The organism is Manganibacter manganicus, from assembly GCF_002075885.1.
Taxonomy (GTDB): Bacteria; Pseudomonadota; Alphaproteobacteria; order Rhizobiales; family Rhizobiaceae; genus Mesorhizobium; species Mesorhizobium manganicum.
Window position 1 is genome coordinate 216393 of record NZ_MDET01000012.1, and the last position, 15159, is coordinate 231551.

At 60.8% G+C, this 15159-nt stretch carries 8 protein-coding genes; 4 read left to right on the forward strand and 4 right to left on the reverse strand.

The window, feature by feature from the left end:
- The first annotated feature begins 222 nt into the window (after positions 1-222).
- The 4 genes from BFN67_RS09925 (at position 223) to BFN67_RS09940 (ending at position 12406) form a co-directional block, all read left to right on the forward strand.
- Positions 223-8811 carry a glycoside hydrolase family 94 protein gene (locus BFN67_RS09925; protein ID WP_080919451.1) on the forward strand — a complete coding sequence of 2863 codons (8589 nt, stop codon included), beginning with the start codon at positions 223-225 and terminating at the stop codon, positions 8809-8811.
- Between the two features lie 207 nt (positions 8812-9018).
- Entirely contained in the window at positions 9019-10791 is a 1773-nt protein-coding gene (locus tag BFN67_RS09930) for a glucan ABC transporter ATP-binding protein/ permease (RefSeq protein WP_080919452.1), read from the forward strand.
- A 67-nt stretch (positions 10792-10858) separates the two neighbouring features.
- The gene (locus BFN67_RS09935) at positions 10859-11617 is read left to right on the forward strand and encodes a heme ABC transporter permease (protein WP_080919453.1); all 759 of its coding nucleotides are present in this window, start codon (positions 10859-10861) and stop codon (positions 11615-11617) included.
- A gap of 102 nt (positions 11618-11719) precedes the next feature.
- Positions 11720-12406, forward strand: coding sequence for a D-lyxose/D-mannose family sugar isomerase (locus BFN67_RS09940; protein WP_080919454.1), 687 nt, complete (start codon positions 11720-11722; stop codon positions 12404-12406).
- On the opposite strand, the gene mnhG is transcribed toward BFN67_RS09940, so the two are convergent.
- The 4 genes from mnhG to BFN67_RS09960 are packed head-to-tail and all read right to left on the reverse strand — an operon-like array spanning position 12385 to position 15159.
- A complete protein-coding gene (mnhG, locus tag BFN67_RS09945; RefSeq protein ID WP_080919455.1) occupies positions 12385-12783 on the reverse strand; it encodes a monovalent cation/H(+) antiporter subunit G in 399 nt (132 codons plus the stop codon). The genes BFN67_RS09940 and mnhG overlap by 22 nt on opposite strands.
- Positions 12780-13061 (reverse strand): K+/H+ antiporter subunit F, encoded by a 282-nt coding sequence (locus tag BFN67_RS09950; protein ID WP_080919456.1) that lies wholly within the window; start codon positions 13059-13061, stop codon positions 12780-12782. The genes mnhG and BFN67_RS09950 overlap by 4 nt, the downstream gene beginning before the upstream one ends.
- Complete coding sequence (locus BFN67_RS09955; RefSeq protein ID WP_080919457.1) at positions 13058-13543, reverse strand: Na+/H+ antiporter subunit E; 486 nt, start codon at positions 13541-13543, stop codon at positions 13058-13060. Before BFN67_RS09955 ends, BFN67_RS09950 begins: the two co-directional genes overlap by 4 nt.
- Complete coding sequence (locus BFN67_RS09960) at positions 13543-15159, reverse strand: monovalent cation/H+ antiporter subunit D (protein WP_080919458.1); 1617 nt, start codon at positions 15157-15159, stop codon at positions 13543-13545. The genes BFN67_RS09955 and BFN67_RS09960 overlap by 1 nt, the downstream gene beginning before the upstream one ends.

Sequence of the window (15159 nt, forward strand, 5' to 3'; positions counted from 1 at the left end):
TCAAACACGAAAAAGCCTCAATTCTTCCATCTCCATCCAGTCGGCATGTTCAAAACGATGTGCCCGGAGGTTGTCCGGGGGGCGACGCCTGCTATTGTCGTCGGGATGTTGGTGCGATCTCACTCGGCTTGTAATGCGACGCAACCAAACGTGCTTGAATCGGTTTGGGTGAACGCAACCGGAGGCATTGCGCCGCCGGTTGTCCCGCCTCATGGATAGTTAATGAATATTCAGACCAGTCCCGAAAAGATCGAAAACGTAACCACCAGGCTTCCAGCGGAGCCGGAGCAGCCGATCCGTTCCACTTTTCTGCATGAAGACACATTGCGGGAACTGGGCGTGAGCCTGGCCAAGGGTGACGTATCCGACCTTGCCGGGCTGATGCCTTTCGATTTTCAGTCGCGCATTCGTGAGAGCGCCAAGAAGATCCTTGAAGTTTATCGCTCGACAAATGCGGCGCAGGCTGCGGGCGAGACGATAACGCCGGCCGCCCAATGGCTGCTCGATAATAATTATGTTGTCGAGGAGACGATTTACCAGATCAAGCGAGATCTGCCGCGCCGGTTCTACCGGCAATTGCCGACACTGGAACTTGCCGATGGTTCAAGCGTGCCGCGTGCGCTGGCTTTGGCCTGGACCTATGTCGCGCATTGCGACAGCTCGATCTCCGCGTCAATGTTCAAGGCCATTGTAGAGGGATTCCAGAGCGTCGAACCGATGAAGATCGGCGAGATCTGGTCGCTGCCGTCGCTGCTGCGTTTCGTGCTGGTGGAGAATTTGCGGCGTCTGGCCGTCCGCGTCAGCCGGGCGCGCGACATGCGCCTGGCCGCCAACTCTGTGGCCGACCAGGTTCTGGCGTCGACGGACGATGCGAGGGATCTGAAAATCCTCTCCAGATACAAGGCTCACGCGCGGGACACGACCTTCGCGACCCAGCTTCTTTACCGGTTGCGCGACGGCTCGCAAAACGCCGGAAAGGCGTTGGAATGGCTGGAAGGCGAGCTGGAAAAATCCGGCTCAGATGCCGAGGAGATCATCCTCGACGAACACCGGACCCTGTCGAGCGGCAATGTCACGACCGGCAATATCATCCGCGGCCTGAGGCTGATCAATGACGTTGACTGGACCGTCTGGTTTGAGGAAGTCAGCCGCCTCGACGCCCTGTTACGCGAGCGCACCGATTTTGCCGCGCTCGATTTTTCATCCCGTGATCAGTATCGCGCGGCCATCGAGAAACTGGCCCTGCGCTCGGATCGCTCGGAATATGACGTCGCCGAAAAGGCGACAGAGCTTGCCGGCTGCGCAACGCAGGTCGAAGGTGAAGTTGCGGATCCCGGCAAGCGGGCCGATGTCGGTTTTTTCCTTGTCGGGCCGCGCCGTCCTGAACTGGAAGCGGCAATCGGCTACCGCCCGACCCTCAGCCAGCATTTCATGTGGGCATTCCGCAAAACCGGATGGCTGGGTATTGTGCTGCCGGTCTTCGTTCTGACGCTGCTTCTACTTTACGTGACGGGCAATGCGCTCGCCGCGCTCGGCCTTTCGGTGCCGGTTATTGCCCTGATGCTGATCCTGTTTGCTGTGCCGGCGAGCGAGGGCATGCTGGGCTTTTTCAACACGATTGTCCTGCTGTTTCTGAAACCGAGCCGGCTGGTCGGTTACGACTACAAGGACGAAATTCCGTCTGATGCCCGCACGCTTGTCGTCGTGCCGTCACTGATCGGTTCGCGTGATGACGTTGAAGAAAGCATTCGCAACATCGAGGTGCATCACCTCGCCAACGCCTCGGACGAACTCTATTTCGCGTTGCTCTCGGATTGGCCGGACAGCAAGAACGAGATTGGCGTTACCGACACGGAAATCCTCGAATTCGCCCGCAGCCAGCTTGCCCGGCTCAATGCCCGCTACCCCACCAAGGGCACGCCACGATTCCATCTCCTGCACCGCAAGCGCCTCTACAATCCGGTGCAGGGTTGCTGGATGGGATGGGAACGCAAGCGCGGCAAACTGCATGAACTGAACCTTCTGCTGCGTGGCGACAGCGATACCACATTCCTGCCGCTGGACGCGCCGCTGCCTGAAAACGTCGTCTATGTGATGACGCTCGACGCCGACACGCGCACAACGCGCGATGCCGTCGCCAAGCTGGTCGGCAAACTGGCGCATCCGCTGAACCGGCCACGTTACGACGCGGCGCGGCAGGTGGTGACAGCGGGCTATACAATTCTCCAACCGCGCATCACGCCGTCGCTGACGACCGGCGACGACGCTTCTTTCTTCCAACGCGTTTTTTCCGCCAATCGCGGACTGGACCCTTACGTTTTCGCGGTATCGGACCTTTATCAGGACGTGTTCGGCGCCGGTTCCTTTACCGGCAAAGGCCTCTATCATGTCGATGCCTTCGAGGCGGCGCTGAAGGATCGCTTCGACGAAAACACGGTTCTCAGCCACGACCTTCTGGAAGGGGCGATCGCCCGCTCGGCTTTGGTCACCGACGTCGAACTGGTCGAGGATTATCCGACGCGCTATTCGGTGGACGCGTCGCGCCAGCATCGCTGGGCGCGCGGCGACTGGCAATTGCTCAGCTTCATGCTCGATCCACGTTCCGGCGTTCCGGCTTTGTCGCGTTGGAAGATGGTGGACAATCTGCGCCGCTCGCTCACCCCGATCTTCTGGGTTATGGCGGCGATCGCCGGCTGGACACTGCTGCCCTTCACGCAAGCGGCGCAATGGCAGGCCCTGCTGATTCTTGCCCTGTTTATGGCGCCCACTTTCGACGTGGTGAACGCGATCCTGCCGAAGAACCGCGATGCCACGCCGCGCGGTCATTTCTCGGCGCTCGCCCACGATGTTCTTTTCGGCACCGCCATGGTGGCGCTGAAGATCGTTCTGATGGCGCATTCAGCCTGGATGATGGGAGACGCGATCGTCCGCACGCTCTATCGCCTGTTCGTCAGTCGTAAGAACCTGCTCGAATGGCGCACCGCCTCACAGGCCGGCAAGAGCAGCAGCAACGATCTCGGCTCCTATTATGGCATGATGTATGGCGCGGTGATTATCGGGCTGGTCGGGCTGATCATTCCCGTGCTGGCCGATTCCACCGGTGCCTTCGTCGCCTTTTTCTTCGCGCTGTTCTGGGTTGGATCGCCTGCCTTTGCCTGGGTGATCAGCCGCTCGGCTGAAACCGAGGACAGGTTGCATCTGTCGGCGCACGACATTCATGCGCTACGCATCGCCGCGCGCCGCACCTGGCATTATTTCGAAACCTTCGTCACCGAGGAACACCGTCATCTGCCGCCGGATAATTTTCAGGAAAATCCGACGCCCGTGGTGGCCGGTCGTACCTCTCCCACCAATATCGGCGTCTATCTGCTGTCGGTCGTCTCGGCGCGGGATTTCGGCTGGATCAGCCTGTCCGATGCGGCAGCCCGTATCGAAGCCACGCTTTCAACCATCGAAGGCATGACCCGCGACCGCGGGCATTTGTTCAACTGGTATGAAACCCGCACCCTGAACCCGCTCTATCCGCTTTATATTTCAGCGGTGGACAGCGGCAATCTGGCTGGGCATCTGGTTGCGGTGGCGGCTGCCTGCGCCGAATGGGCGGAAGCGCCATCGGTGCATTTGCAGGGCGATTTCGAAGGCGTTCTCGATGCCGTCGCCATTCTCAACGAAAGCCTGGACGCGCTTCCCGACGACCGGCGCCAACTCAGGCCGCTGCGTCAACGGCTGGCAGACCGGCTGGACGGTATGCGGCGCGCCGTCCGCACCATCAAGGCACAGCCCGAAATGGCTTCCATCCGCACCATCAACCTTGCTGTGCTGGCTGGCGAAATTCGCAAGCTGGCAGCGGCGATCCACACCGAGGTCGGCTCTTCGCAGAGCGATGTGATCGTCGACTGGGCGGCCCGGCTGGAAGCGACCTGCGAGGCGCATGTGCATGATTCGCACAGCGACGACACCGCCGTCGAGACGCTGCGCGGCAAGTTGCTGGAATTGCGCAGGCGCGCGCGGACCTTTGCCTTCGAGATGGATTTTTCCTTCCTGATGCGTCCGGAGCGCAAGCTGCTTTCCATCGGCTATCGGGTGGAAGAGCATCAGCTTGACGAATCCTGCTACGATCTGCTCGCGTCCGAAGCGCGCCTGACCAGCCTGTTTGCCGTCGCCAAGGGCGATCTGCCGACGGAACACTGGTTCAAGCTCGGTCGGCCGATCGTGGAGATCGGCTATCGCGGGGCGTTGATCTCGTGGTCGGGATCGATGTTCGAATATCTGATGCCCCCTCTGGTGATGAAGGAACCGCAGGGCAGCATTCTGAACCAGACCAGCAAGCTCATCATCAAGCGCCAGATCCAGTATGGCCGCTCGAAGAACGTGCCGTGGGGGATCTCCGAGGCCGCGTATAATGCGCGCGACCGCGACATGAACTACCAATACACCAATTTCGGCGTGCCGGGTCTCGGTCTCAAGCGTGGTCTTGGCCAGAACACGGTGATTGCGCCCTATGCGACCATTCTGGCAGCGCAATTCATGCCACGGGAGGCGGTCGAGAACCTGGCCCGGCTGAGAAGCCTCGGCGCGCTCGGCCGGCATGGTTATTATGACGCCGTCGATTTCACGCCGCAGCGTGTACCGGACGGCACGGATCATGCGGTCGTGCACAACTACATGGCGCATCATTCCGGCATGTCGATCGCCGCCGTCGCGGATGCCGTATTCGAGGGCCGCTTGCGTGATCGCTTTCACAGCGACCCGGTCATCGAATCCGCCGAACTTTTGTTGCAGGAAAAGGCGCCGCGCGAAATTCCCGCCGACACGGTTCGCACCGAAGCGGAAGAGCGGCCGGGCAAGGACGAATCCGAACCGCAGAGCCTGGATACGCGCATTGTCCTCGACCCTGCATGGGCGCTGCCGGCGACCAGCCTGATGTCCAATGGCCGCTATTCGGTCATGATCTCGGCCACCGGTTCCGGTTACAGCCGATGGGGCGAACTCGCCGTCACGCGCTGGCAGCCGGACCCGACGGAAGACCGGTTGGGCTCCTATCTATTCCTGCGCGATGCCGATACCGGCGAATGGTGGTCGGCAACGGCGGAGCCGCGCCGGGCCAATGGCGAGACCGCGCATGCGATCTTCTCGGATGACAAGGCGAGCTTTGTGAAGACCGTGCGCTCGCTGCGCTCGGAGGTCGAGTGTATCGTCGTTTCAGAAGGAAATGGCGAGGGCAGGCGCATCACCCTGCACAATGACGGCGCGACCGACCGTCATATCGAAGTCACCTCGTTTGCCGAACTGGTGCTTGGCTCTGAAGCCTCCGACAACGCTCATCCGGCGTTCTCCAAGATGTTCGTGGAGACGGAGATTGCCCGGAACAACGGCGCGATTTTCGCAACCCGGCGTAAACGCGATGCGGGTGAGCCCGATATCGCCATGGCGCATTTCGTCACCGATCCGTCGAGCCTTGCACGCGACACCGAGGCTGAGACCGACCGCCGCGCTTTCATCGGGCGCGGGCGCACGATCGCCAATGCGGCGGCCTTCGACAGTGGCGCCCGCCTGGGCGGCCATTCAGGCTTCACGCTCGATCCGATCGCGGCGTTGCGCCGGCGCGTGCGCGTGCCGGCCAACAAGAAGATTTCCTTGACCTTCTGGACAGTCGTGGGGCCAAACCGCGCCGAACTCGACGAGGCGATGACACGCCTCGATCATCCCGAAAGTTTCGCCCGGCAGGCTATGCTGGCGTGGACGCGCTCGCAGGTGCAGACCCGGCATATGGAGTTGAGCCTCGCCGATGCGGCCAGCGTGCAGAAACTGGCGCGCTACCTCATCTACCCGAATTCCTATATGCGTCTGCAGCCTGACGCCATCGCGTCCGGCCTCGGCAAGCAGTCGAGCCTCTGGCCGACCAGTGTTTCCGGCGATTACCCGATTTTTGCGGTTCGCATCGATGATGTCGCAGACATCGATATTGTCGCGCAAGCGTTGCGATTCCAGGAATATATGCGCGCGCGCGGCTTGTTGACCGATCTCGTCGTGGTCAATGAACAGGCATCGTCCTATGTGCAGGATCTCCAGCAGGCGATCGAATCGCTGTGCGAGAACAGCCGCCTGCGCGGCAAGGAACTCGGTCCGCGCCAGCACATTTTTGCTGTCCGCCGCGACCTGATGGATGAAAGCACCTACAAGACCTTGCTGGCCGTGGCGCACATCTGCCTGCATACCCGCAACGGCAAGATCCTCGATCAGATCGAACGCGCGGAAGCCGCGGCCGTGCAGGCTCGAGACGAGGCGCAGCCCGGCGGCGCGTCGGCTTCGCGTAAATCTCCGGAGCCGGCGGAAGCTATGGCTGCCGTCATGGAAGATGGCGAAAATGATCGCGCCGACGGTAATGGCTTGAGTTTGTGGAACGGCTTTGGCGGCTTCGACAATCACGGCCGGCACTATGTCATACGCCTCGATGGACGCCGCAGCACGCCGCAACCCTGGATCAATGTCATCGCCAATGAAGGGTTCGGCTTCCATGTGTCGGCCGAAGGCGCGGCCTTTACCTGGAGCCGCAACAGCCGCGACTACCAGATCACGCCCTGGACGAACGATCCGGTGACAAACAGGCCGGGCGAGGGGCTCTATATCCACGACAAGGACAGCGGCAAGGCGTTTTCGCCGATGGCCGCCGTCGTGCGTGATCCGGCGATGATGTACGAGACCTGGCACGGTCAGGGCTTTTCGACATTCCGCACCAGGCGCGGCCCGCTCTCGATGGATTATACCCATATCGTCGATCCAAAGGATCCGGTGCGGATTTCGCGCCTGCGTATCCAGAATGCCGGCGACAAGCCGGCGCGCCTGCGCATCTATGCCTATGCCGAATGGGTGCTGGGCGGGCATCGCTCCAAGACCTCGGCGACCATCGTGCCGGCTCAGGACAAGGAGACAGGTGCACTCCTTGCGCGAAACCCTTACGGGCTCGACTACAGCGATCGTGTAGCCTTCCTCGCCAGTGACCAGGCGCCGCAATCCGTGACCGCCGATCGTCAGGAATTCCTGGGGCGCGGCGGCGGCAGCGACGCGCCGCGCGCCGTCCTGGCTGGTGCCAGCCTGTCCGGCCGTGTCGAAGTCGGGGACGATCCATGCGCCGCGCTCGCCCGTGACATCGACGTTCCGGCAGGCGGCGATGTCACCTTGCTCTGGGTGCTTGGCGATGCCGAGACGGCCGAAGAAGCCACGACGCTGATCAAGCGTCATCTGAGCAAGGATTTCGACCGTCGCCTTGGTGAGAACGAGCGCAACTGGCGGGCTTTCCTCGATACCATTCAGGTCGAGACGCCCGATGAGGCGCTCAACGCCATGGTCAACCATTGGCTGCCGTATCAGAGCCTTGCCTGCCGCATTCGTGCGCGCTCGGCCTTCTATCAGGCGAGCGGCGCCTTCGGCTTCCGCGATCAGTTGCAGGATACGCTGGCCTTCTTGATGCATGATCCGAATCTTGCGCGTGACCAGATCGTCAACGCGGTCAAGCGCCAGTTCCCCGAGGGCGATGTGCAGCATTGGTGGCTGCCCCGCACCGGCGCCGGCGTGCGCACCATCATTTCCGACGATATCGTGTGGATGGCTCATGCCGTTGCGCGCTACATCGCCGTCACCGGCGACAAGGCTATTTTGAAGGAAAAAATTCCTTTCATTGAAGGCGAGAAACTCAGCGAAGGCGAGCACGACGCATTTTTCACGCCGGAGCAATCCAGGACATCCGTCTCGCTCTACGAGCATTGCGCCCTGGCGCTGGAACTTGCCATCAAGCGCAGCAGCGAGGCCGGCCTGCCACTGATTCTCGGCGGTGACTGGAACGACGGCATGAACAGGGTCGGCGAGAAGGGCAAGGGCGAAAGTGTCTGGCTCGGCTGGTTCCTGTTGAACACGCTGGGTGATTTCGCCCAGATCGCCAAGGCTGAGGGCGACGCCAAGCGGGCGCAGGCGTGGGAAAAGCATGCCAAGCTGCTGAAAAAGGCGCTGGAAAAAACCGCCTGGGACGGCCAGTGGTACCGTCGTGGCAGTTACGACGACGGTACGCCGCTCGGTTCGCATACATCCGACGAATGCCAGATCGATTCCATCGCCCAGTCGTGGAGCGTGCTTTCAGGCGAGGGCGATCCGGTCCGGTCGCAGACGGCAGTGAACCAGGTCATGGACAGGCTGGTCGATGAGGGACTGCAAATCGTCAAGCTGTTCACGCCGCCCTTCAGCAAAACCAAACAGGAGCCGGGCTATATCAAGAGCTATCCGCCCGGCGTGCGCGAGAATGGCGGGCAATACACCCATGCAGCCACCTGGTTCGTCATGGCATTGGCTGAAATGGGCCGCACCGACGACGCCTATCGATGCTTTTCCATGCTGAACCCGATCAACCATGCGCAGGATGAAGAGGCTGCGGAGCGCTACCGAGTCGAGCCCTTTGTGGTGGCTGCCGACATTTATGCGGGTGACAAGGGCGGCCGTGGCGGCTGGACGTGGTATACCGGTTCGGCGGGATGGCTCTATCGCGCGGCGGTGGAAGGCATCCTTGGCATAGAACGGCAGGGCGATCACATTGTCTTTACACCGCGGCTTCCCAGCGAATGGGATGGCTATACGGCCAATCTCAAGACGAACGGGGCAAGTTACAAGGTCCGTGTCGTGCGCACCAAAGGTGCAAAAGGCGTGTCGCTTGAAGTAGATGGCCGCAAGATCAAGGGTTCCGCCTTGGAAATCAAGGCCAAGGGGCAAAGCGAGGTCCTCGTTCGCATTCCGCCGGTAACCGGAACCTCCGCATCGAAATAAAGGCAGCAGTGCGCCGTTGCCTTTATTTTGCCGCAAGGTGGGCTTTTCACCTTTTATCTCAAGCTGTTAGAAGATCACGGCAGATTTCGGTCCGTTGCCATCTTTTGTTGGTCAAACCGGAACGGAAAGTGCATAGGGGCATTGTTTTGCGACGTGCCAGTGGCTTCTGTGTTGGTACGCCCATTCATGGTTTCGCGGAGTAGTCGCGTGTCCCTTCTGCAAATTTACTGGAGAGCGCTAGGTTATCTGGCCGTCAACAGGAAGCGCGTCGCATTCATTTGCGGCGCCAATACTGCGTTGGCACTTGTAACCATTCTGGAACCCATCCTGTTCGGTCGGGTGATCGACGCCATATCCGGCGGCGGCGAACTCGTGCCGACATTGGCATTGTGGGCTGGCCTGGGCGCTTTCAACATCATCGCCTTCGTCTTCGTTGCACGCGATGCCGACCGTTTCGCCCACGAGAGACGGGGTACCGTGCTGTTCGAATCCTTCGAGCGCATCATTACCATGCCGCTTGCCTGGCATCATGAGCGCGGCACGTCGAATTCGCTGCACACATTGCTGCGGGCTGTCGAAACGCTGTTCAGCCTGTGGCTGGAATTCATGCGTCAGCACCTTTCGACCGCCGTGGCTCTGGTCCTCCTGATCCCGACGGCTGTTTCTCTTGATTTGCGTATGTCGCTGGTGCTGATCGGGCTTGGCGCACTCTATTTCGTCATTGGTCGCGTCGTTATGCGCCGGACCAAAGAGGGGCAGGCCAGCGTCGAGCGCCACTATCACACCGTTTTCGCCCATGTGTCGGATTCGGTCAGCAATGTTGCGGTGCTGCAGAGCTACAACCGCATCGGCCACGAAACCGAAACGCTCAAGCGCTACGTCAAATCGCTGCTCGATGCCCAATATCCGGTTCTCGACTGGTGGGCATTGGCCAACGCCCTGCACCGCCTGTCAGCGACAATCTCGATGATGGTCGTTCTGCTGATCGGCGCCTATCTGGTCACGCATGGCGAATTGCGCATCGGTGAAGTCATTGCCTTCACCGGCTTTGCCACTTTGCTGATCTCGCGTCTCGAGCAGGTATCGGCCTTCGTCAACCAGATTTCCGAGGCCCGTGCCAAGCTTGAGGATTTTTACCGGATGGAGGATTCGTCCAAGGCCGTCGTGGAGCCGGAGGGCCTGCGCGAGCTCGGACCCGTTACCGGTCATATCCGCTTCGACAATGTCGGTTTCGAATTTCCGAATTCGGGGCAGGGATTGGACGACATTTCCTTCGAGGTTCCGGCTGGCCAGACCGTCGCCATCGTCGGACCGACCGGTGCGGGCAAGACGACACTGATCAATCTGTTGCAGGGTGTCTTTACGCCCGCTCGCGGGCGAATCCTGATCGACGGCGTGGATACGCGCTCCGTAACCAGCCGCTCGCTCAGGCATGCCATTGCCACGGTGTTCCAGGACGCCGGCCTGCTCAATCGATCGATCGAGGACAACATCCGCATCGGCTGTGACAGCGCCGCCTACGAAGAGATCCATGCCGCGGCAAGGGCCGCCGTCGCCGAGGACTTCATTCTGTCCAAGGGTGAGGGCTATGACACGATTGTCGGTGAGCGCGGCGGCCAGCTTTCCGGCGGCGAGCGTCAACGTATCGCCATTGCCCGCGCCGTTCTCAAGAACGCGCCGATCCTGGTGCTCGACGAGGCCACCAGTGCGCTCGATGTGGAAACCGAGGAACGGGTGAAGGGGGCGATCGACGATCTGCGGCGTAACCGCACCACCTTCATCATCGCCCACCGCCTGACCACGGTTCGCGACGCCAATCTGGTCGTATTCATGGATAAGGGCAAGGTGGTCGAAATGGGTTCGTTTGCCGAACTCTCACAGGCCAACGGCCGTTTCGCCTCGCTTCTGCGCGCTGGCGGTCTGGTCAATGACGAGGAGCGTCGTCGCCCTCGGCTCGCGCCGGTTGACGAAGCTGCCTGAACCTCTTTCCGCCTGCGACAATGCTTGTGCATTGCCGCAGGCGGATGGGCAGGCTATGTAGCGGGCGATGAGCGACACAAGCGCCCGCAGCACCCGCTGGATCGACCTGGCCAATCCGACGCGCTTCCTGGCGCTCGCGGACAGGCTGGTTCCGTGGCTGCTTGGCATCGCAGTGCTGATCCTGGCCGGCGGCCTGTATATGAGCTTTACCGCGCCGGGAGATTACCAGCAGGGCATTACCGTTCGCATCATGTATATCCATGTGCCGTTCGCGTGGCTGGCCATGATGTGCTACACGATTATGGCGGTTTCAGCGCTTGGTACGCTGGTCTGGCGTCATCCGCTTGCCGATGTGGCGCTCAAGGCCGCAGCCCCGATCGGTGCGGTCTTCACCGCGCTGGCGCTGGTCACCGGTTCCATCTGGGGCAAGCCGATGTGGGGGACGTGGTGGGTGTGGGACGCCCGGCTGACCTCCGTCTTCGTTCTTTTCCTGATGTATCTCGGCATTATAGCCCTGACCCGCGCGCTGGACGATGTAGCCCGCGCCGCTTGGGCCGCAGCCATTGTCACGCTGGTTGGTTTCATCAACATTCCCATCATCAAATTCTCGGTCGATTGGTGGAACACGCTGCATCAACCGGCGTCGGTTTTCCGTCTCGACGGCCCGACGATCGATCCCAGCCTGCTTGAGCCATTGCTGGTTATGGCAATCGGGTTCACGGTGCTGTTTTTCGCGCTGCATATGATGGCCATGCGCACCGAGATCATGCGCCGGCGTGTCACCGCCATGCGCCGCATGGCGGCACGGCGGGCGGATCGTCAGTAAACTGGTCTCTTCAACATCCGCTTGCCGGAACTGGAATCGACACGCAAACGCTGTTGGGCTATCGCTTCGGCAAAATCCTGTCGCGGCGAGGAGATACCGGCGATGAAACGTTCCGAAATCAACAGAATCATCCGCGAGGCCGACGCCTTCATCCGCTCCTTCGGCTATGTCATGCCGCCCTTCGCCTATTGGACGCCGCAGCAGATGAAGGAAAGCCGCCAGAATTCGGCAGGTATCTTCGACGCACGGCTCGGCTGGGATATTACCGACTACGGTCAGGGCAAATTCGACGAGCTCGGCCTATTTCTCTTCACCGTCCGCAATGGCCGCTTCGATGACATGAAGAAGGGCGCCGGCATGCTTTATGCCGAAAAGATCATGATCTCGCGTAAGGACCAGCTCTCGCCCATGCACCGCCATGTCATCAAGGCGGAAGATATCATCAATCGTGGTGGCGGCAAGCTGGTGCTGGAACTGTTCATGCCGGACGCCGATGGCGGCATCGACCCGAAGGCCGAGGTTTCGGTGCCGGTCGATGGCACGGTCCGCAAGCTGGAGGCCGGCGGCTTGCTGAAGCTCGATCCGGGCGAAAGTGTAACGTTGTTGCCGGGCGTCTGGCACGCTTTTTGGGCTGAAGGCAAGGATGTGCTGATCGGTGAGGTTTCGACCGTCAACGACGATCTCACCGATAACATTTTCCGCGATCCGATCGGTCGCTTTTCAGATATCGAGGAAGATACCGTGCCGCTGCATCTCCTCGTTTCTGATTACGAACGCTGGGTTGGATAGGTCGAGTCCGTCGCTTCGTCGCCCGTGCTTCCAGTATCAAGGGACGGCACCCCGCTCATCCCTTCGGCACGGTCGCGATAGAGTGTCGCCCGCGCCAGAAGCATGAGGGTGACGGGCGTCGTGACGAAAACCATCACCGAGATCAGGATTTCGTGCAGCACCGGCCGCGATTGCACCATCGAAAAGAAGATCATCGAGGCAATGAGAATGCCGCCTGCGCCCCAGGTCGTGCCGAGCGTCGGAGCATGGACGCGCTGATAGAACGTCTTGAAGCGCAACAGGCCGATGCAGCCGAGCAGAGTCAAGCTCGCGCCAAGCAGAAGGAAAAATGCGATAAGCAGCGCCGCCCATGGCGGCAGTTCGGCGAGTTCGGTCATTCGATCACCTCGCCACGCATCAGGAATTTTGCCAGCGCCGCTGTCGAGACGAAGCCAAGCAAGGCGATAACCAGCGCCATTTCAAAGAATACCGTGCTGTCGCTGCGGATACCAAGCGTCAGCAGCAGAAGCATGGCGCAGACATAAAGTGCGTCGAGCCCAAGAACGCGGTCCTGCGCGCGCGGCCCTCGAATGAGTCGATAAAGGCAGCAACCCATCGCCGCCAGCAGCATCAACTGCGCCACCGCCAGAGCCAGGACGAGGATGATCGCGCTCATTCGAAAATCTCCATCAGGGGCGCTTCATAGCGTTGCTTGATCTGGGCGACACAGCGTTCTTCATCGTCAATGTCGAGCACATGCATCAGAAGCTTGCCGCTGGCCGCATTGTATTCGATCCAGGCCGTTCCCGGTGTGCCGGTGATGATACAGGCGAGGATCGCAAGGCCGGTCCGGTCGCGTAGTTCAAGAGGAACGACAACAAAGCCGGAACGGGCCTTGCCAGAACCGCCGCGAAGAACGAGGCCCGCGACGGCGATATTGGATTTCAGGATATCGCCAAAAACGGTCCAGGTCAGCGACGGGATTTTGATCCAGCGCCGCAACCGCGGTTTTGCCGGTTGCAGCGCGCCCATGACACGCGAGGCCGCCAGCGCGATAACGAGGCCGAGCAAGATCTGGCCGACGGAGAACCGGGTTAAAAGTAGCCACATCAACAGCAGGGACGCAGTCAGCAAGGGGTAGGGAAGAAGCCGTCGCATCAATGGCCTCCCGCCTTGTCGCGCGGCACCGGTCGAGTGCCGAGGACGGTGTGGACATAATCGCTCGGCGCGTGAAGTGCATGGGCAGTCGCATCCATGTAGCGCATCACCGGCCCGCCCCCGACCGTCATGGCCACGCATAGCAACAGCAGGAACCCTACCGGCACGATTTCGATGAGCATGACGCGTGGCACGACCCCCTCCACCGGCGCCCAGAAAGTGCGGATGCCGGCGCGCATCATGGCGATCATTGCCGACAATCCTGAAAAGATCAGCAGTGCGGCAAACAGCCAGGTCGTCGCAGGGATAGAGTTCATCTGTTCGCCGATGCCGAACAAGGCATTCAGCAAGGCGAATTTTCCGATAAAGCCGGATAGCGGCGGCATGCCGGCAAGCAACAGGCTGCAGCCGGTGAAGCACAGGCCGAGAATGGCGAGCGTGGCCGGGATAGCCACGCCGACTTCGTCTTCCTCTTCCTCCTCGTCCTCGTCGCCATAGGCTTCCCTGGTGACGGCCAGCACGTCGGCGGCAGGATCCTGCGCCCGCTCGACCAGTTCGACGAGAAGGAAGAATACGCTGATGGTGAGTGTCGAACTCACCATATAAAACAACGCGCCGGAAATGACGCCGACGTCCGCTGTGCCGATTGCCGCGAGCAGCGTGCCCGACGAAACGAGAATATAAAAGCCGTTAAGTCGTCCCATCGCTTGCGAGGCCAGGACGCCGAAAGCGCCAAAGGCCATGGTTGCCAGGCCGCCATAGAGCAACCAGCTTTCTCCGAAACCGTTCGACGCGCCGGCGTCGGCCCCGAAAAGAAGCAGGGAAAGCCGTAAAATTACATAGATGCCGACTTTGCTGAGAATGGCGAAGATTGCCGCCACCGGCGCCGCCGCCGCAGTATAGGTCGCAGGAAGCCAAAGACCGAGCGGCCACATGCCGGCCTTGATCAGAAAGGCGATGCCGAGGATTGCTGCGCCGCCTTCCAGCAAAGCGCGATCTCCATCGGCAAGGGTGGCGATACGGGCCGCGAGATCGGCCATGTTGAGCGTCCCGGTGGCACCGTAGATCAGGCTGACGCCAATGAGGAACAGTGCGGCGCCGGCAAGATTGATCGCAATGTAATGCATGCCGGCCCTGACGCGCGCGATTCCCGAGCCATGCAGAACAAGGCCGTAGGAAGCGGCAAGCAGCACTTCGAAGAATACGAAAAGATTGAACAGGTCGCCGGTCAGGAAGGCGCCGTTCAACCCCATCAGCAGGAGTTGGAAAAGCGAATGGAAATGCGGTCCGCTCCTGTGCCAGCGCGCCAGCGCAAACACCAGGGACGCCAGCGCCAGCATCGCGGTCAGCGTAAGCATCATCGCTGAAAGCCGGTCAAGCACCAGAACGATACCGAACGGCGCTGCCCAATTGCCAAGCAGATAAACGCTCGGCACGGCATTAGCGACATCAGCGAATGCAAGCAAGCGCATGGCGATGACCGCTAATGCAAATGTCGCCGCAAGATTGATTAGCGATTTCAGCACATGTCGGCGCTCATCCAGCAGCAGAAGCAGAGCGCCCGTGACGAGGGGCAGGAGGATCGGCGCGATCAGGAGATGGTGCGACCACATCAT

Coding starts and splice junctions, on each gene's coding strand:
- BFN67_RS09925 (WP_080919451.1), top strand. CDS start 223: ATGAATATTCAGACCAGTCCCGAAAAGATCGAAAACGTAACCACCAGG.
- BFN67_RS09935 (WP_080919453.1), top strand. CDS start 10,859: ATGAGCGACACAAGCGCCCGCAGCACCCGCTGGATCGACCTGGCCAAT.
- BFN67_RS09940 (WP_080919454.1), top strand. CDS start 11,720: ATGAAACGTTCCGAAATCAACAGAATCATCCGCGAGGCCGACGCCTTC.
- mnhG (WP_080919455.1), bottom strand. CDS start 12,783: ATGACCGAACTCGCCGAACTGCCGCCATGGGCGGCGCTGCTTATCGCA.
- BFN67_RS09950 (WP_080919456.1), bottom strand. CDS start 13,061: ATGAGCGCGATCATCCTCGTCCTGGCTCTGGCGGTGGCGCAGTTGATG.
- BFN67_RS09955 (WP_080919457.1), bottom strand. CDS start 13,543: ATGCGACGGCTTCTTCCCTACCCCTTGCTGACTGCGTCCCTGCTGTTG.
- BFN67_RS09960 (WP_080919458.1), bottom strand. CDS start 15,159: ATGATGTGGTCGCACCATCTCCTGATCGCGCCGATCCTCCTGCCCCTC.